At 60.3% G+C, this 19,404-nt stretch carries 13 protein-coding genes; 6 read left to right on the top strand and 7 right to left on the bottom strand.

Features of this window, described 5'->3' with window-relative positions:
• Positions 1-570: 570 nt before the first annotated feature.
• On the top strand, positions 571-2,652 hold the full coding sequence (locus AB4N53_RS06030; RefSeq protein WP_460118986.1) for a putative bifunctional diguanylate cyclase/phosphodiesterase: 2,082 nt from the start codon (positions 571-573) through the stop codon (positions 2,650-2,652).
• Between the two features lie 138 nt (positions 2,653-2,790).
• Positions 2,791-3,537: an SDR family oxidoreductase gene (locus tag AB4N53_RS06035; protein ID WP_415762551.1), complete on the top strand. Its 747-nt coding sequence runs from the start codon at positions 2,791-2,793 to the stop codon at positions 3,535-3,537.
• A gap of 131 nt (positions 3,538-3,668) precedes the next feature.
• On the opposite strand, the gene mapR is transcribed toward AB4N53_RS06035, so the two are convergent.
• The 3 genes from mapR to AB4N53_RS06050 form a co-directional block, all read right to left on the bottom strand.
• Complete coding sequence (gene mapR / locus AB4N53_RS06040; RefSeq protein WP_460118988.1) at positions 3,669-5,078, bottom strand: GntR family transcriptional regulator MpaR; 1,410 nt, start codon at positions 5,076-5,078, stop codon at positions 3,669-3,671.
• Positions 5,079-5,208: 130 nt separating this feature from the next.
• On the bottom strand, positions 5,209-6,639 hold the full coding sequence (ccoG, locus tag AB4N53_RS06045; RefSeq protein WP_460118990.1) for a cytochrome c oxidase accessory protein CcoG: 1,431 nt from the start codon (positions 6,637-6,639) through the stop codon (positions 5,209-5,211).
• Positions 6,640-6,834: 195 nt separating this feature from the next.
• Entirely contained in the window at positions 6,835-7,083 is a 249-nt protein-coding gene (locus tag AB4N53_RS06050; RefSeq protein ID WP_460118992.1) for a DUF3203 family protein, read from the bottom strand.
• Between the two features lie 123 nt (positions 7,084-7,206).
• Here AB4N53_RS06050 and AB4N53_RS06055 point away from each other — a divergent pair, with 123 nt between their 5' ends.
• A complete protein-coding gene (locus AB4N53_RS06055; RefSeq protein WP_460118994.1) occupies positions 7,207-7,719 on the top strand; it encodes an MgtC/SapB family protein in 513 nt (170 codons plus the stop codon).
• Positions 7,720-7,842: 123 nt separating this feature from the next.
• Here the strand turns inward: AB4N53_RS06055 and AB4N53_RS06060 are convergent, their stop codons facing one another.
• Positions 7,843-8,001 (bottom strand): hypothetical protein, encoded by a 159-nt coding sequence (locus tag AB4N53_RS06060; protein ID WP_016774632.1) that lies wholly within the window; start codon positions 7,999-8,001, stop codon positions 7,843-7,845.
• Between the two features lie 215 nt (positions 8,002-8,216).
• Between AB4N53_RS06060 and AB4N53_RS06065 the strand changes: the two genes are divergently transcribed.
• From AB4N53_RS06065 to glgB, 3 genes are all read left to right on the top strand, one after another.
• Positions 8,217-10,214 (top strand): alpha-1,4-glucan--maltose-1-phosphate maltosyltransferase, encoded by a 1,998-nt coding sequence (locus AB4N53_RS06065; protein WP_460118997.1) that lies wholly within the window; start codon positions 8,217-8,219, stop codon positions 10,212-10,214.
• A gap of 169 nt (positions 10,215-10,383) precedes the next feature.
• Positions 10,384-13,725 carry a maltose alpha-D-glucosyltransferase gene (gene treS / locus AB4N53_RS06070; protein WP_460118999.1) on the top strand — a complete coding sequence of 1,114 codons (3,342 nt, stop codon included), beginning with the start codon at positions 10,384-10,386 and terminating at the stop codon, positions 13,723-13,725.
• 2 nt (positions 13,726-13,727) lie between these two features.
• A complete protein-coding gene (gene glgB, locus AB4N53_RS06075; protein WP_460119001.1) occupies positions 13,728-15,959 on the top strand; it encodes a 1,4-alpha-glucan branching protein GlgB in 2,232 nt (743 codons plus the stop codon).
• Positions 15,960-16,204: 245 nt separating this feature from the next.
• On the opposite strand, the gene AB4N53_RS06080 is transcribed toward glgB, so the two are convergent.
• From AB4N53_RS06080 to AB4N53_RS06090, 3 genes are all read right to left on the bottom strand, one after another.
• Positions 16,205-17,257, bottom strand: a complete 1,053-nt coding sequence (locus AB4N53_RS06080; protein WP_460119002.1) for an autotransporter domain-containing protein — start codon at positions 17,255-17,257, stop codon at positions 16,205-16,207.
• Between the two features lie 379 nt (positions 17,258-17,636).
• Entirely contained in the window at positions 17,637-18,419 is a 783-nt protein-coding gene (locus AB4N53_RS06085) for an endonuclease/exonuclease/phosphatase family protein (protein WP_016774637.1), read from the bottom strand.
• A 198-nt stretch (positions 18,420-18,617) separates the two neighbouring features.
• Positions 18,618-19,376, bottom strand: coding sequence for a PIG-L deacetylase family protein (locus AB4N53_RS06090; protein WP_460119004.1), 759 nt, complete (start codon positions 19,374-19,376; stop codon positions 18,618-18,620).
• Positions 19,377-19,404 lie beyond the last annotated feature (28 nt).

Consider the following 19,404-nt stretch of genomic DNA (forward strand, 5'->3'; position numbering starts at 1 on the left):
AATTTGTGGGAGCGAGCCTGCTCGCGAACGCGGTGGGTCAGTCGAGCGAGATGTTGGCTGTGCCGACGCCTTCGCGAGCAAGCCCGCTCCCACAGGGATTCGCGTTCGAATGATGAAGGGTGGTTGGACGCTGAAAATTGTGGGAGCGAGCCTGCTCGCGAACGCGGTGGGTCAGTCGAGCGAGATGTTGGCTGTGCCAACGCCTTCGCGAGCGAGCCCGCTCCCACAGGGATTCGCGTTCGAATGATGAAGGGTGGCTGCACGCTGAAAATTGTGGGAGCGAGCCTGCTCGCGAACGCGGTGGGTCAGTCGAGGGAGATGGTGGATGTGCCGACGCCTTCGCGAGCAAGCCCGCTCCCACAGGGATTTGTGTCTGGCGTGAGATCGCTTCTACAAGGTGTGCTTAAAGCCCACCGCAGAGCGTTGTAGGACGATCGAACGAGCGTTTCATCGGCTTGATGGCAATTTGGTTACTTTGTCAGTGCGTTCTTCCGCGCAATCAGTACAATCGCCGCATTTGCCCGACCGAGAATGGAAGCAGTACGGTTTCGGCTTGTCACGAGAACCTCCATGCTCATCGGCAGCTACTCCTTCACCCTGGTTTTCATATCGTTGTGCGTGGCGATCCTCGCTTCCTACACGGCGCTCGACCTCACCGGGCGCATCGCCACGGCAAAAGGCCGGGCCGTGCATTTCTGGACGGCGGGCGGGGCGTTGGCGATGGGTGTTGGCGTCTGGTCAATGCACTTCATCGGCATGCTCGCCTTCAAATTGCCGATCGATCTGGGCTATGACTTCGCCCTCACTGCGTTGTCATTGCTGATCGCGGTGCTTTCCTGCGGTTTTGCCTTGTGGCTGGTCAGCCAACCAAAGCTGCCACTGGCGCAACTGGCCTTTGGCGCGCTGATAATGGGGGCGGGCATCAGCGCCATGCATTACACCGGCATGGCCGCTCTGCGCATGACCCCGGGTATCGATTACGACCCAACGCTGTTCAGTGCCTCCTTGCTGATTGCCGTCGGCGCCTCGGCGGCGGCATTGTGGATCGCGTTTCGTTTACGCCAGCAATCGCCCTATGTGCGGCTGATTCGCGCCGGCGCGGCGGTGATCATGGGCATGGCGATTGTCGGCATGCACTACACCGGCATGGCCGCCGCGCAGTTTCCTGACGGCAGTTTCTGCGGCGCGACGCTCAATGGCTTGAAGGGCAACGGCCTCGATAGTCTGGTAGTAGTGACCACGCTGGCGGTGCTGTCGATCGCGTTGTTGACCTCGATTCTCGACGCCCGCCTCGAAGCGCGCACCGCCGATCTGGCGCACTCGCTGACTGTGGCCAATCGCGAACTCACCCAACTGGCCTTGCACGATCCGCTGACCAGTCTGCCCAATCGCATGTTGCTCGATGACCGCATCAATCAGGCGATCAAGAAAGTTGAGGAGCAGGGCGGTTGCTTCGCCTTGATGTTCATCGACCTCGACGGTTTCAAACCAGTCAACGATGCGTTCGGCCATCACATGGGCGACCAATTGTTGCGCGAGGTCGGTATTCGTCTGCGCGAAGACTTGCGCAGCCAGGACACACTCGCACGAATCGGCGGCGATGAATTCGTTCTGCTGGTGCGTTTGAGCGAGCCCAATGACGCTTTGAGCCTGGCCGCGCGTCAGGTCAGCTTGATCGGCCGCACGTTTCGCGTCGCCGAACATGATCTGCAGATTTCCGCCAGCGTCGGCATTGCCCTGTACCCGGGCAACGGCGACAACGCCCAGGAACTGCTGATGAACGCCGATGCTGCGATGTACCACGCCAAGGGCGGCGGCAAGAACGGCTACAGCTTCTTCGACGCATCGATGAACACCAACGCGCGCAAACAACTGCAACTGTTGCAGGACCTGCGCGCGGCCATCGAGCACAACCAGTTCTGCCTGCATTACCAGCCTAAATTCGACGCCGCCAATGGCCGTCCGGTCGGTGCCGAAGCGCTGCTGCGTTGGAAGCATCCGCTGCACGGCATGTTGATGCCGGACAAATTCATCGATCTGGCGGAGAAAACCGGGCTGATCATTCCGATGGGCGAATGGGTGCTCAACGAAGCCTGCCGGCAGATGCGCGAGTGGTACGTGCTCGGCTATACCGACTGGCGCATTGCCGTAAACCTTTCAGCCTTGCAGTTCTGCCACGCCGGGCTGGTACAAAGCGTGGCCAAGGCTTTGGCGACTCATCATTTGCCGGCCAACAGCCTGACGCTCGAAATCACCGAAACCACGGCGATGAGCGACGCTGATGCGAGCATGACTGTGCTCCAGGAGTTGTCGGACATGGGCGTCGACCTATCGATCGACGACTTCGGCACCGGCTATTCCAGCCTGATGTACCTCAAGCGCCTGCCGGCCAATGAGCTGAAGATCGATCGCGGTTTCGTCCGTGATCTGGAACATGACAGCGATGACGCCGCGATCGTCTCGGCGATTGTGGCGCTGGGGCAGGCGCTGGATCTGCGGATTGTCGCCGAAGGTGTCGAGACCGGCGCGCAGCAGGATTTCCTCACCAAACTGGGCTGTGATTCGTTGCAGGGCTATCTGCTCGGCCACCCGATGCCGGCGGAGCGCTTCATGCAGGACATCGTGCGTGGGCAACGGCTGGCGGTGGTCTGAGAGGCCGAGTCATCGTTCTTCGCGAGCAGGCTCGCTCCCACAGGGGATTGCCGCAACACCATTGAACTCATGCAAAAGCCATGAATGGCAGTTATTCTTGGCCCCGACTGTTACGTGTGCACGTGGGGGAAGGCCAGCATGGATAAAGTCATTGTCATCACCGGTGGCGGGCGCGGAATCGGCGCGGCTACGGCATTGTTGGCAGCCGGACAGGGCTACCGGATCTGCATCAACTATCAGTCGGATGAACAGGCCGCACACAGCGTGCTTGAGCAAGTCAGAGCGTTGGGTGCCCAGGCTATCGCGGTGCGCGCCGATGTCAGTATCGAAGACGAAGTGATCGCGATGTTTCAGCGCGTCGACAATGAACTGGGCCGGGTTACCGCGCTGGTCAACAATGCCGGCACCGTCGGGCAGAAATCGCGAGTCGATGAAATGTCCGAATTCCGCATCCTCAAAATCATGAAGACCAACGTACTGGCGCCGATCCTCTGCGCCAAACACGCAATCCTGCGCATGTCGCCAAAACATGGCGGGCAGGGCGGCAGCATCGTCAACGTGTCCTCGGTCGCGGCTCGCCTCGGTTCGCCGAACGAGTACGTTGATTACGCAGCGTCCAAAGGGGCGCTCGATACGTTCACCATCGGCCTGTCGAAAGAGGTGGCAGGCGAGGGCATTCGCGTGAATGCCGTGCGTCCGGGCTATATTTATACCGACTTCCATGCCCTGAGCGGCGACCCTGATCGGGTCAGCAAGCTCGAATCGGCTATTCCCATGGCACGGGGCGGGCGGCCGGATGAAGTGGCGGAGGCGATTGTCTGGTTGCTGTCGGACAAGGCTTCGTATGCGACCGGGACGTTTGTTGATTTGGGGGGTGGGCGTTAAACCGGTGGATTTGCAGTATTAAAGCCGGCCTCTTCGCGAGCAGGCTCGCTCCCACAGTTGGTTTGTGAATGCGGAACCAATGTGGGAGCGAGCCTGCTCGCGAAGGCGCCAGCCCAGACAACGTCGATCCATCAGAACGACCGCACAATCCGCCCCAACGTCTCCATGGCCTTCTCCGATTCTTCGGTCCATGGGCTGCCGTAATTCAAGCGAATGCAGTTTCTGAAACGCTGGGTCGGCGAGAAAATCGGCCCCGGCGCGATGCTGATGCCTTGCGCCAACGCCATCTGAAACAACTTCAGTGAATCCATCTGCTCTGGCAATTCCAGCCACAGAAAATAACCGCCCGCCGGTTGGCTGACGCGGGTCTGCGCCGGAAAGTAGCGGGCAATCGCCGCGAGCATCGCGCTCTGCTGTTCTTCCAGGGCATAACGCAGTTTGCGCAGGTGCCGATCGTAGCCGCCGTGTTGCAGATAATCGGCAATCGCCGCTTGCGCCGGCATCGAAGCGCACAGCGAGGTCATCAGCTTCAGCCGTTCGATTTTCTGCGCGAAACGCCCGGCCGCGACCCAGCCGATGCGATAACCGGGGGCGAGGCTTTTGGCGAACGAGCCGCAATGCATGACCAAGCCTTCAGTATCAAAAGCCTTGGCCGGTTTTGGCGCCTGTTGGCCGTAATAGAGTTCGGCGTAGACGTCGTCCTCGATCAGCGGCACCTGATGCTGACGCAGCAGTTCGACCAATTCCTGTTTCTTCGCCTCGGGCACGGTTGCGCCCATCGGGTTCTGGAAACTGGTCATGCACCAGCAGGCCTTGATCGGATGACGGTCCAGGGTTTGCGCGAGCACGCCGAGGTCGATGCCATCGCGTGGATGCACGGGGATTTCCACGGCTTTCAGTTTCAGGCGCTCAAGCACTTGCAGGCAGGCATAAAACGCCGGGGCCTCGATGGCCACCAGATCGCCTGGCTCGGTCACCGCTTGCAGGCACAGGTTCAGCGCTTCGAGAGCGCCGTTGGTGATGAGCAATTCTTCCATCGGCAGCATCAGCCCGCCGACCATGTAGCGCAGGGCAATCTGCCGACGCAGTTGCGGGTTGCCCGGCGACATATCGGTGACGACCATGCGCGGATCCATCTCCCGCGCGGCGCTGGCCAAGGAACGCGACAGGCGTTGCAGGGGGAACAGTGTCGGGCTGGGGAAGGCGGATCCGAACGGCACGGTGTTCGGGTCTTTGATCGAATCGAGCACCGAGAACACCAGTTCGCTGACGTCGACTTCGGTGGATTCGTTGACCTGGCTGCTGATGACCGGCTCGGAGAATGCGCTCGGCGTGTGGGCGTTGACGAAGTAGCCGGAGCGCGGCCGCGCGCGGATCAGGCCACGACGTTCGAGCAGGTAATAGGCCTGGAACACCGTCGACGGACTGACCCCATAAGTCTGGCTGGCGTAGCGCACCGACGGCACCCGCTGGCCAGGGCCGAGGACGCCGGAGCGGATCAGTTCAGCGATGTCGTCGGCGAATTTTTCGTAGCGTTTCATGGTGGATCCGAATGGGGTCTATAAGGAATCGCGTCGCCTCCATTCGCGAGCAGGCTCGCTCCCACAACGACCCCTATTTCCTGTGGGAGCGAGCCTGCTCGCGATTGAAAGCACCGCAGTCTAACGGCAATCAGCGATTCATCGGCGCCACAAACCGGCTCTTCGCCACGCTGTATATCTGCGGCTGGTCACTGTCTTCAATCCTGAAACTCAACGTCTGCGAACTGCTCGCCGGGCGCTCGGTGGTCATCGCCACCGACACTGGCACATCGACAATCTCTCCCGGCGCCAGGCTCAATGCCGTTTTGCCCTGCAATTCAAACCCGTCGCCATCAACCAGACTCAACCGGTAATCCTGCCGTTGCTGAGTCTTGTTGATCACCTTCAGCGAATAAATATTCTCGATCTGCCCCTGAGCGTTCTCACGAAACAGCCCGCGATCCTTGGTCACGTCCAGCGACACCATCGGCCGTTCGATCAACGCCAGCGCCAACGCGCCGATCATCACCAGCAGCACCGCCGTGTAGCCAATCAGGCGCGGGCGCAGCAGATGGGTCTTGCCGCCCTGCAATTCGCGCTCGGAACTGTAGCGGATCAGGCCGCGTGGGTAATGCATTTTGTCCATGATCGAATCGCAGGCATCGATGCACGCTGCGCAGCCGATGCATTCCATTTGCAAGCCATCGCGGATGTCGATGCCGGTCGGGCAGACCTGCACGCACAGCTGGCAGTCGATGCAATCGCCCAGGCCCGCTTCCACGGGGCGCACATCACGCTTGCGCGGGCCGCGGTTTTCGCCGCGCGCGGCGTCGTAAGCGATGGTCAGCGTGTCCTTGTCGAACATCACGCTCTGGAACCGCGCATACGGGCACATGTGCATGCACACCGCTTCGCGCAGCCAACCGGCGTTGATGTAGGTGGCGGCAGCGAAGAACAGCACCCAGAACAAACTGACCCCACCGATCTGCAGGGTCAGTAGCTCTTCAGCCAGCGGCCGGATCGGTGTGAAGTAGCCGACGAAGGTCAGGCCGGTGATCACGCTGATTGCCAGCCACAACGTGTGCTTGGCGGCACGCCGCGCCAGCTTGTTCAGGCTCCAGGGGGCGGCTTGCAGTTTGATGCGCTGGTTGCGCTCGCCTTCGGTGATCTTTTCGCACCACATGAAGATCCACGTCCATGAACTCTGCGGACAGGTGTAACCACACCAGACCCTCCCGGCAAACACGGTGATGGCGAAGAGGCCGAACGCAGCAATGATCAGCAGCGCCGAGAGCAGAATGAAATCCTGCGGCCAGAACGTCGCCCCGAAGATATGGAACTTGCTTTCCGCCAGATCCCACAGCACCGCCTGCCGACCGCCCCAGTTAAGCCACACGGTGCCGAAGAACAGCACAAACAGAACTCCGGCGCCGCTCATGCGCAGGTTGCGGAACAGGCCGGTAAAACTGCGAGTGTGGATCTGCTTGTCGGTGGAACGGAGCGTCGCCTTCATCGGGCGGGCGGGGACGCTTTTTATAGTGGGCGACGCTTCTACGGTTCGGACGGGGATTTGTTCGCTCATGGTCGTTCGCTCATCAGCCTCCATCAGGCCGATGCACTATGAGCGCCGATCTGTTTGCAGAACAGACTCAGGTCTGGCAATAAAAAGCAGATCAGATGAGCTTTGGCGTAATGTCTGCGACAACTTGAAGCATCAGGGCGGACACGGCGCAAACGCCTATCGCAGACGTTTGCGCAGCGTGTTGAGCGAGATCAGTCAAACCACCGAATCACCGTCATCGGCTTTCAAGTGCTTGCGCCCGTCTTTGGCCCCGGCCACGGTCAGGGCATCGGCTTCTGCTTCGGTGATGTAGGCGCGTTTGCCTTCGATTTCCACGAACGACATGGCTTTTTCGCTATCGGTCATGACTTCGAGCGTGTCGCAAATGCGGATTTCCTCGCCATGTTCGACGGTAAAAAAACACACTTTCTGCTCGGGGTTGGATTCATCGATTCGAACGGGCATGGCGGCAGTCCTTGTTCCAGTTAGGTCTGCACATTAGGACGCGCAGCGCGCTGATCGTTCTGCGCAACCGATTAATGGTCGCTGTTGTCCATCGCTTATCAAGCCAATAACAAGGGAGGCACGATGGAAGACTGGTGGGATGAAGTGTGGGCAACGATGCAAGCCGAGTTCGCCGATATCGGTGATGCCTCGCAAATGACCCGAATCACCGTACGTCTGGTGATGGCGGCGATCCTCGGTGGGATCCTTGGTTTCGAGCGTGAACATAAAGGCAAGGCAGCAGGTGTTCGCACGCACATGCTGGTGGCGTTGGGCGCGGCGTTGTTTGTATTGGTGCCGCAGACCTCGGGTGCGGAATCCGACGCCATGAGTCGCGTGCTGCAGGGTGTGATAGCCGGGATCGGCTTCCTCGGCGCCGGGACCATTCTGAAAAATCAGCAGGGCGACGAGGCCCATGTCAAAGGCCTGACCACAGCTGCAGGTTTATGGATGACGGCGGCGATCGGCGTGGCGGCGGGGCTGGGGAAGGAAGCGACGGCATTGCTCAGTACCGTTCTGGCGCTGGCGATTTTCAGCGTGATGCCCTACGTGGTGAGAGTGTTCGAGAAGGATGTCGACAAGAACGACCACCTCTAGCTAATCACTCGGTCCCGTGTAGGAGCTGCCGAAGGCTGCGATCTTTTGATCCGCATTGCAGCGTGGCGAAAAGATCGCAGCCTTCGGCAGCTCCTACAGGGATGGCACACAGACATGGAAATTTCAGACGATCACTGGCGGCATCGTACTCGGCGGCTCTTCTTTCGGTGGTGGCGTGGTGCCGGGCGGCTCTTGCTCAGGGACTGGCGGCGGCTCGGTTTCGGGCAGGGTGGGTTTGTCGATGTTCGGATCGGGCGTTTCCGCCGGGATCGGGATGCTCATCAGGTACCTCCGTATGGCACATGGCGTGGGACGTGCTTAAGTGAGTTGACCCGGTCACGACTGATTCGATCCATGGCGCGTCTCGATAATTTCATCTGAACTTTTCCCCGCGCCGGTTGCTCGGAACCTAAGTGAGTTCATGACAGGGCAGGCGCTTTGTCGCGAATACTGTTCTGGCACAAGAGCGTCCTTGGGGCGTTAAGGAGAGATGCTCAATGACTGCTGAAAGACCTTCAGAGCTGAGTTACAACCCGCACATGCCGTTGTCGCAGGCACTGTTGCTGCCGCGTATCGTCATCGAAAACACCATGCCGACCCTGGATGGCGGCCAGTTTGCCGTCAAATCGATTGCCGGGCGCGAAGTGGTGGTGACCAGCAAAGTCTTTGCCGACGGCCATGACAAGCTCGCCGTACGCATCCGCTGGCGCGAAGAGGGCCAGGAAACCTGGCAGACCGAGGTCATGTCCGATCAGGGCAACAACACCTGGCAAGGCCAGTTCCGCCCCGAAGAGCACGGCCGCTATCTGTATTGCATCGAAGCGTGGATCGACCATTTCGCCAGCTTCCAGTACGAGCTCGACAAGAAGCACAACGCGGCTGTGCCGGTTTCGCTGGAATTGCAGGAAGGCCGGACGATGGTGCAGCAGGCCGCCGAACGCAGCGAAGGCCAGCTCAGCGAGCAGCTTGCGGCGCTGCACCACGAATTGTCCGGGCTGCTCGAAACCGAGCAGGTCGCGTTGTTTCTGCACTCGCGCAGTGCAGAGCTGATGGCCCAGGCCGATCACCGTGCCTATCTGAGCATCAGCGCCGAATTCCCCATGGACGTCGAGCGTGAACTCGCCGAGTTCGCCAGTTGGTATGAGCTGTTTCCGCGCTCGATCACCGACGACCCCCAGCGTCACGGTACTTTTAACGACGTGCACTCGCGTCTGCCAATGATTCAGGACATGGGTTTCGACGTGTTGTACTTCACGCCGATTCACCCGATCGGCCGCGCTCACCGCAAGGGCCGCAACAATTCCCTGACTGCCGGCCCGGACGATCCCGGCAGCCCGTACGCTATCGGCAGCGAGGAGGGTGGTCACGAGGCGATTCACTCGCAGCTCGGTACCCGTGAAGATTTTCGCCGCCTGGTGGCTGCCGCCGCCGACCATGGCCTGGAAATCGCTCTCGACTTCGCCATCCAGTGTTCCCAGGACCACCCATGGCTCAAGGAGCATCCGGGCTGGTTCAACTGGCGCCCGGACGGCACGATCAAATACGCCGAGAACCCGCCGAAGAAATACCAGGACATCGTCAACGTCGACTTCTATGCGCCGGACGCGATCCCGAGCCTGTGGGTCGAGTTGCGCGACATCGTCGTCGGCTGGGTCAAGGAAGGCGTGAAAATCTTCCGCGTCGACAACCCGCACACCAAGCCGCTGCCGTTCTGGCAATGGCTGATTGCCGATGTGCGCACGCTGTATCCGGAAGTGATCTTCCTCGCCGAGGCCTTCACCACGCCGGCGATGATGGCGCGTCTGGGCAAGGTCGGTTACTCGCAGAGCTACACCTATTTCACCTGGCGCAATACCAAGGCCGAGCTGGCGGAATATTTCACCGAACTGAACCAGTCACCGTGGCGCGAATGCTACCGGCCGAATTTCTTCGTCAATACCCCGGACATCAACCCGGCGTTTTTGCATGAATCGGGGCGTCCCGGTTTCCTCATCCGTGCTGCATTGGCAACCATGGGCTCGGGTCTGTGGGGCATGTATTCCGGCTTCGAGCTGTGCGAATCGGCCCCGGTGCCGGGCAAAGAGGAATATCTGGATTCGGAGAAATACGAAATCCGCGTTCGCGACTTCACCGCGCCCGGCAACATCATTGCCGAAATCGCCCAGCTCAACCGCATCCGTCGGCAGAACCCGGCGCTGCACACGCATCTGGGCCTGAAGATCTACAACGCGTGGAACGACAACATTCTGTACTTCGGCAAGCGCAGCGCCGATGGCAGCAACTTCATCCTCGTAGCGGTCAGCCTCGATCCGCACAACGTGCAGGAAGCGAACTTCGAACTGCCGCTGTGGGAAATGGGCCTGCCGGACGACGCGACTACCCATGGCGAAGATTTGATGAACGGCCATCGCTGGGACTGGCACGGCAAATATCAGTTCATGCGCATCGACCCGGCGTATCAGCCGTTCGGGATTTGGCGGATCAGCGCCACGTAATACATGGCGCACCTGTGGGAGCGAGCCTGCTCGCGAAAGCAATCTGGCAGACGACATTTTGCTGAATGTCAGTCCGCATTCGCGAGCAGGCTCGCTCCCACAGGTTATGCAGCGCTTCTGAGTCAAGTGATCGGCTCACGGTTTTTCTAGTATTCAACAGGAGTTCCACATGGCGAAGAAACCCAAGGCAGCCGCCTTCATCAAAGACCCGCTCTGGTACAAGGACGCGGTGATCTATCAGGTTCACGTCAAATCGTTTTTCGACTCCAACAATGACGGGATCGGCGACTTTCCCGGGCTTATCGCCAAACTCGATTACATTGCCGACCTCGGCGTGAACACCATCTGGCTGCTGCCGTTCTATCCCTCGCCACGTCGCGACGACGGTTACGACATCGCCGAATACCGTGGCGTGCACAGCGACTACGGGACCATGGCCGACGCCAAGCGCTTTATCGCTGAGGCGCACAAGCGCGGGCTGCGGGTGATCACCGAGCTGGTCATCAACCACACGTCCGACCAGCACCCGTGGTTCCAGCGTGCGCGCAAGGCCAAGCCCGGCTCGGCGGCGCGGGATTTCTACGTCTGGTCCGATGACGACCAGAAATACGACGGCACGCGGATCATCTTCCTCGACACCGAAAAGTCCAACTGGACTTGGGACCCGGTCGCAGGTCAGTACTTCTGGCACCGTTTTTATTCGCACCAGCCGGATCTGAACTTTGACAACCCGCAAGTGATGAAAGCCGTGTTGTCGGTGATGCGTTACTGGCTGGACATGGGCATCGACGGCCTGCGCCTTGACGCGATTCCTTACCTGATCGAGCGCGACGGCACCAACAACGAAAACCTGCCCGAGACCCACGACGTCCTCAAGCAGATCCGTGCCGAGATCGACGCCAACTATCCCGACCGCATGCTGCTGGCCGAGGCCAATCAGTGGCCGGAAGACACCCAGCTGTATTTCGGCGATACCGATGCCGCTGGGGTGAATGGCGACGAATGCCACATGGCGTTCCACTTCCCGCTGATGCCGCGCATGTACATGGCGCTGGCCCAGGAAGACCGTTTCCCGATTACCGACATTCTCCGCCAGACCCCGGAAATTCCGGCCAACTGCCAGTGGGCGATCTTCCTGCGCAACCACGATGAGCTGACCCTGGAAATGGTCACCGACCGCGAGCGCGATTACCTGTGGAATTACTACGCGGCCGACCGTCGCGCACGGATCAACCTCGGCATTCGCCGCCGTCTCGCACCGCTGATGGAGCGCGACCGCCGCCGCATCGAACTGCTCAACAGCCTGCTGCTGTCGATGCCCGGCACGCCGACTCTGTATTACGGCGACGAAATCGGTATGGGCGACAACATCTACCTCGGCGACCGTGATGGTGTGCGTACGCCGATGCAGTGGTCGATCGACCGCAACGGCGGGTTCTCCCGCGCCGATCCGGCCAGTCTGGTGCTGCCGCCGATCATGGACCCGCAGTACGGCTATCAGTCGGTTAACGTCGAAACTCAGTCCGGGGATCCGCATTCGCTGTTGAACTGGACGCGGCGCCTGCTTGCAGTGCGCAAGCAATCGAAAGCCTTCGGCCGTGGCACTTTGAAAATGCTCTCGCCGACCAACCGTCGCGTACTGGCTTACACCCGTGAATACACCGATGCCGATGGCAAGCACGAAATCATTCTCTGTGTGGCCAACGTCTCGCGCAGTGCGCAAGCAGTGGAACTGGATCTGTCGGCGTACGTCGGCATGGTGCCGGTGGAAATGCTTGGTGGTAACGCGTTCCCGCCGATCGGCCAGTTGAATTTCCTCCTGACCCTTGCGCCTTATGGCTTCTATTGGTTTGCCCTCGCGACAGAAAACCAGATGCCGAGCTGGCACGTCGAGCCGGCGCAGAGCCTGCCGGACTTCACCACGCTGGTGTTGAAAAAACGCATGGAAGAACTGCTCGAGGCACCGTCGCGCACGACGCTGGAGCAAAGCATTCTGCCGAGCTGGCTGCAGAACCGACGCTGGTTCGCCGGCAAGGACGCGGCAATCGAGAAGGTCAATCTGGCGTACGGCGTGCGCTTCGGCGATGCCCAGCACCCAGTGCTGCTCAGCGAAATCGAAGTCACCAGCGGCGGCCAGACCAACCGTTACCAACTGCCGTTCGGCTTCATCGCCGAAGACCATGTCGGTCCGCCGCTGCCGCAGCAATTGGCGCTGTCGCGTGTACGCCGTGTGCGTCAGGTCGGTTTGATCACCGATGCGTTCAGCCTGGAAACCTTTGTTCGCGCCGTGCTGCAAGGCATGCAGAACAACACCGTACTGGAGTCGATCGAAGGCGAAATCCGCTTCGAACAAACAGATCATCTGGAAAAACTCGGCCTCGGCGCCGAGTCGGATGTGCGCTACCTGTCGGCCGAGCAATCGAACAGCTCCGTGGTGATCGGCAACAGTCTGGTACTAAAGCTGATACGCAAAGTCGCTTCTGGCGTACACCCCGAACTGGAGATGAGCGCTTACCTGACCGAGGCCGGGTTTGCCAATATCTCTCCACTGCTCGGTTCGGTGATTCGCCGTGATGCGCAGGGCGAAGATAACTTGCTGATGATCGCCCAAGGCTATGTGAGCAATCAGGGCGACGCGTGGGAATGGACGCAGAACAACCTCGAACGGGCGCTGCGCGATGAACTGGCCGACGCCATGTCCGAGCAGGAACAGCATTACAACGCCTTGGGCGAGCTGAAGGACTTCGCCGGCATGCTCGGTCAGCGTCTGGGCGAGATGCACCAGGTGCTCGCTGCGCCAACCGACAACGCCGACTTCGCTCCGCAGGTGTCGTCGAGCAAGGACATGGCCGCGACGTCCAAGGACGTCACCGCCCAGGTCGAACACGCCTTGAAACTGCTCAAGCAGCATCAAGGCGAGTTGAACGCGGCGGACCAGAAACTGGTCAAGCGTTTGCTCGACGAGAAGAAAACCATCCTGGCCCATGTGCAGGAGCTGGCGAAGAAAGCCACTGGCGGTTTGCGCATTCGGGTGCATGGCGACTTGCATTTGGGTCAGGTGCTGGTGATCAAGGGCGATGCCTACCTGATCGACTTCGAGGGCGAACCGGCGCGGCCGTTGAGCGAGCGTCGCGGCAAGCACAGCCCGTACAAGGACGTCAGCGGTGTACTGCGCTCGTTCGATTACGCAGCCGCGATGACTATCAACGTGCACAACGTTGATAACAGCACTGAAGCTGAAACAGCGCGCAAACGAGTCGCCGAGCGTTATCTGCGCGAAGCACGCGAGGCATTTGTCCAGGCATACCGCGAGGCAGCAGCTAGTCTTGAGCATGCCTGGCAGGATCCTCAAGGCGCCGACGCCGCGCTGGCGTTGTTCGGCCTGGAAAAAGCCGCTTATGAAGTGGCCTACGAGGCGGAGAACCGCCCAACGTGGCTGCCCGTGCCGTTGCACGGCTTGTATGGATTATTGACTGGGCTTAAACCCTTTTCCGATCTTGGTGGAGAGTAGTCATGAGTTTCTCGAACAAGGAACAGGGTGTGGTAAAGGAAGCATTGTTACCCTCGGCACGCGACATTGATGCCTTGGTGCGCGCTGAACATCACGACCCGTTTTCCATTCTCGGCCCGCACGGCGATGGCGCTGGCGGGCAGTTCATCCGCGCCTATCTGCCCGGCGCGCTGAGTGTGGCGGTGCTGGACAAGGACAGCGGCGAAGAGCTTGGCCCGCTGGAGATGACCGAGACGCCGGGGCTGTTTGTCGGCCATTTCGATCAGGCGCGACCGTATCTGTTGCGCACGCGCTGGGCCGGTGGCGAGCAGGTTGCCGAAGATCCGTACAGCTTTGGCCAGTTGCTCGGCGAAATGGATTTGTATCTGTTCGCCGAAGGCAACCACCGCGACCTCAGCGCCTGCCTCGGTGCACAGCTGAAAACCGTTGATGGCGTCGACGGTGTGCGCTTTGCCGTGTGGGCGCCGAATGCCCGTCGTGTGTCGGTGGTAGGTGATTTCAACGTCTGGGACGGTCGTCGTCACCCGATGCGCCTGCGTCATCCTTCCGGGGTTTGGGAGTTGTTCATCCCGCGCCTGCAAGCGGGGGAGTTGTACAAATACGAAATCCTCGGCGCCCACGGCATTCTGCCGCTCAAGGCTGACCCGATGGCGCTGGCCACCAGCCTGCCGCCGGACACCGCCTCGAAAGTTGCCTCGCCATTGCAGATCGACTGGCAGGATCACGACTGGATGAATGCCCGTCAGGAACGCCAGCAGCGCTCCAAGCCTTTGTCGATCTACGAGTTGCACGCTGGTTCCTGGCAGTGCGAGTTGGATGATCTCGGTGAAGTTGCGCGGCAGTACACCTGGCCGGAGTTGGCCGAGCGGCTGATTCCATATGTCAAAGAGCTGGGTTTCACCCACATTGAACTGATGCCGATCATGGAGCACCCGTTCGGCGGTTCCTGGGGCTATCAGTTGCTCTCGCAGTTCGCGCCGAGCGCGCGTTACGGCACGCCGGATCAGTTCGCCGCGTTCGTCAATGCCTGTCACCAGGCCGATATTGGCGTGATCCTCGACTGGGTACCGGCGCATTTCCCGACCGATACCCATGGTCTGGCGCAGTTTGACGGCACCGCGCTGTACGAATACGGCAATCCGCTGGAAGGTTTTCACCAGGATTGGGACACGCTGATCTACAATCTCGGCCGCACTGAAGTGCACGGCTACATGCTGGCCTCGGCGCTGCACTGGCTGAAACACTTCCATATCGACGGCCTGCGTGTCGATGCCGTGGCCTCGATGCTGTACCGCGACTATTCGCGCAAGGCGGGCGAATGGGTGCCGAACCGCCACGGTGGTCGCGAGAACCTGGAAGCCATCGACTTCCTGCGCCATTTGAATGACGTGGTTGAGCTGGAAGCACCGGGTGCGCTGGTGATTGCCGAAGAATCCACCGCATGGCCGGGCGTCAGTCAGAGCACCCAGCAGGGCGGCCTCGGTTTTGCCTACAAATGGAACATGGGCTGGATGCACGACTCGCTGCACTACATCCAGCAGGATCCGGTGTACCGCGCCCATCACCACAATGAGCTGAGTTTTGGTCTGGTCTACGCCTGGTCGGAGCGCTTCATACTGCCGATCTCCCACGACGAAGTGGTGCACGGCAAGCACTCGCTGATCGACAAGATGCCCGGCGACCGCTGGCAGAAGTTTGCCAACCTGCGTGCTTACCTGAGCTTCATGTGGACTCATCCAGGCAAAAAACTGCTGTTCATGGGCTGTGAGTTTGGCCAATGGCGCGAGTGGAACCACGATCAACAGCTGGACTGGTATCTGCTGCAGTATTCCGAGCACAAAGGCGTGCAGAAACTGGTTGGCGATCTCAACCGCCTGTATCGCGAAGAGCCCGCGCTGCATGATCAGGACGATGCGCCGCAAGGCTTCCAGTGGTTGATTGGCGACGATGCGATCAACAGCGTTTATGCGTGGCTGCGCTGGAGCAAGGATGGCTCGCCAGTACTGGTGGTTGCCAACTTCACGCCGGTACCGCGCCAGTCGTATCGCGTCGGCGTGCCGTTTGCCGGGCGCTGGACCGAGTTGTTCAACAGCGACGCCGACATCTATGCCGGCTCCAACTATGGCAATGGCGGCGGAGCGTTGACGGACGAAGTGCCAAGTCATGGTCAATCCTTGTCGCTGGAACTGAATCTTCCGCCGTTGGCGGTGTTGATTCTCAAGCCGCAGGGCTGATCCGCAACCGAGTCGCTGCCATCGCGGGCAGGCTAACTCCTACAAGAGAACGCATTCCCAACTGAAGGAGTGAGCCTGCTCGCGATGACGTCATTCCAACCAACCAATGTTCCCCCGGATGAACCACGAACCACCAGTGGGAGCGAGCCTGCTCGCGAAAGGGCCGGCAGATCCAACAGAGGGGGAGCTGACCCACCGCTTTCGCGAGCAGGCTCGCTCCCACTGGTAGTACAGCGCCCTTGAAGTCACCAGCGCATCCGCACCCCGAGGCTGCCGATGATGCCGTTCAGATCATTGTCATCCACATCGCTGCTGTAATCGGCGCTCATGTACAGGCTCACTGCCGGCGTGACCCGCGCTACCAGTCCCAAACCCAATTCCACTGTTGAAGACTTGCGGCTGCTGCTGATCTTGTCGACCTGATCAAGCGTCACCGTGCTCCCGGTATAGACCGTGTGCCAAAGGTTGGTGCGAACGTAAGGCTCGACGGGTAATCCGTTCAAGTCATAACTGCCTTTCAACCGCGCGCCGACGCGGCCGCTCCACGCGGTCAGGTCGGTCGAAGAGGCATTGCCCGAGCTGGCGTAGGGTGCATCGAGGCTGATGCGTTGGTTGATCAATTGCGCCTGAGGTTCAACGACCCAATTCTCACTTAAGCCGATCGGATAGCCGCCTTCGACCGAAAACGTCATCGCACTGCCTTCGCTGGCCTGACGATTACCTTGGGCAGTGCGACTGAAACCGCTGACCCGACCGCCGCTGGCCGAGACGTCTACGTGCCAGCCCTGCGCGCCCACCAGGCTGTAATAGGCGCCCAGGCTCTGGCCTTGGAGATTCAGGCTGTCAGTGTTCGGGGCGGAGAGGGTGCGTCGGGTCAGTGCGCCATCGGCACTCATCTGTATCTGACTGTCGCCACTGATCAGGCCAAGCGTCTGGGTGGCGCCATTGCCGCTTTTCACCGTGACCACTGGCGGGCCTCTGAACTCGCCGCCGGCCGTCACGTAACTGGAAGACAGCGCATCGGTCTGTGCGCGTCGGGCGCTTCTGCCATACAGCTCGTCCCAAGCGGAGGGCGCCAGATCCTCGGTAATCAGCCGCGAACTCTGCTGACTCAGCGGCAGCGGTCCGGGCGTTATCACGGTCACCGGCAAGGTCACCACGGGCACATCGGCGCGATACCAGGTGGACTCATCCGCCGCCGATTCCGCATGCGCCTCCATGGACGAGCACAGCAGCAGCGAACCTGACACTGTGCAAAGGGTGATTTTCAAATCGTGTGGGGTCAGTGAAGTTTTCATGGAGGTCTACCTTGCAAGCGCATGCGTCATCTCGTGTTTGGCGTCTCTCCTACCCCGAATGAGGGGCGACCGAATAGAGCGGGGCGAACCGCGGCTGCTCGATTGCGCGAGTGCCGGAGGGTCAGCCCCAGTAGTGATTCCGGGGGTAGTAAGGTAGAGATAAGAAGAGCGACGCCTGCGCGTCAAGAAAATGCACGATGAATGGTGCGCTTAAATCGGCCCTCGCAAGCGTTTGTTTTTCTGCACATAACTAAGTGTCTGTTTGCATGGAAGAACGCTTGCGAAGCGGGCGGCTGACGGTTTTTTGCCGCCGACGAAAGGTCCTTCCGAGCGTTAGTTGCCGGGAAGGCCTGTCATTTGATTGCTGTCAAAAACGCAGCTACAGGTGTACTTCAACTGCTAACGGCAAGTGATCGGAAAGATGCGTCCACGGCTTGTTGCCAAGAATGCGTGGATCATGGCTGCTGGCATTGCGCAGATAAATCCGGTCAAGCCTGAGCAAGGGAAACCGCGCGGGATAGGTTTTCGCCGGGCGCCCATGATGGCGCTCAAAGGCTTCGTGCAAATAATCGCGTCGGGCGAGGGCAGCGTTACCTTGCAGCTGCCAGTCGTTAAAATCGCCGGCGATGATCACCGGCGCGTCGTCGGGCAGCGACTCCAGCAACTGGCAGAGCAGCTGCAACTGCAACTGCCGATGACTTTCCAGCAGACTCAAATGCACACAGATCGCATGCACTTCGGCATGCCCGGGCACATCGAGGATGCAGTGCAACAGTCCGCGCCGTTCAGGGCCGGTGATCGACACGTCGAGGTTGCGGTATTCGCGGATCGGGTATTTCGACAATAGCGCGTTGCCGTGGTGGCCATCGGGATAAACGGCGTTGCGCCCGTAGGCAAAATCGCTCCACATACTGTCGGCGAGGAATTCGTATTGCGAGGTCTGCGGCCAATCGTTGTAGCGACTCGAATGCCGTTCGTGTTCACCCACCACTTCCTGCAGAAACACCAGATCGGCCGAGGTACTGCGCATTGCTTCGCGCAGCTCCGGGAGGACGAAGCGCCGATTCAGCGCGGTGAAGCCCTTGTGGGTGTTGACCGTGAGTACCCGCAGGCGATGAATGACTGGCGCGTCGACCGCTTGACGCTTGGGATCGCTGGACACGTTCACTCCTCTGAATTGGGCCATGCCTGTTCATGCGACTGGTTTGAGGGGGTGGCAGTTCCTTCCGATGATTCACTGCTGGGCCAATGTGGGAGCGAGCCTGCTCGCGAAGACTTCATCACATTCAATACATCTGACACATGACACACCGCTTTCGCGAGCAGGCTCGCTCCCACAGGTATTGTGAGCTTCCGCCGTTTAGACAAAGACGATTTCATACGGCAAACGCATCCGCTCGAGCAGCACCGGGGGCAGCAGCGGGGCGATGCCGATGGCCGGTTCGCCTTTGAGCTGGCTGGCGTAAGCGTGGGTGGCGTGGCTTTTGCGCGCAACGGTCCAGGTGTCGAGACGCAGCTTGCGCGCGCGTTCCCACGGAATCATGCGCTGCTCGCGCTCAGGCCAGTGCCAGGCCCATACCGGCACTTCGTGATAGGTCGCACCGGCCTTTTGCGCCGCGTCGAAACTGGCGCGGCCAACCACTTCATGATCCGCTGGACCATCCTTGCGCCAGGTGCTGAACACCACATCGCCCGGGCGCAGGTAACGGCCGATGAATTCGGTCAGTTGGCTTTGCTGATCACTCAGTGCGTTGTCGGTAAAGCCGCCGCGCACCCACTTCAGGCTGTGCATGGGCAGGCCGAGGCGGCGCAGGGCTTCGACGCTTTCCTGCGGGCGGAACACGCTCAGGCGTTGTTCCGACCATTGCCGCGAGCCGGGGTGGCTGGCGCTGCCGTCAGTGATCGACAGCAATTGCAGTGGATGGCCAAGGCTGGAAAGCAATTGCAGCAAGCCGCCGCAGGTGACGACTTCATCGCCCGGATGCGGGGCGATGACCACGGCGCGGGCGCCGGCGGGAACCAGACTGTGGGTGTTGATGACGGGAATATTGTCGAGTTGCGGCGCGCTGTTCCAGATCTGTGCTGGCAGGCCGTGTTCGTTGAGCAATGACGGTTTCATGAGTGCGACGTCCTTGTGGTGTCTTGCC

The sequence above is a fragment of the Pseudomonas sp. H3_E04 genome, assembly GCF_054668915.1.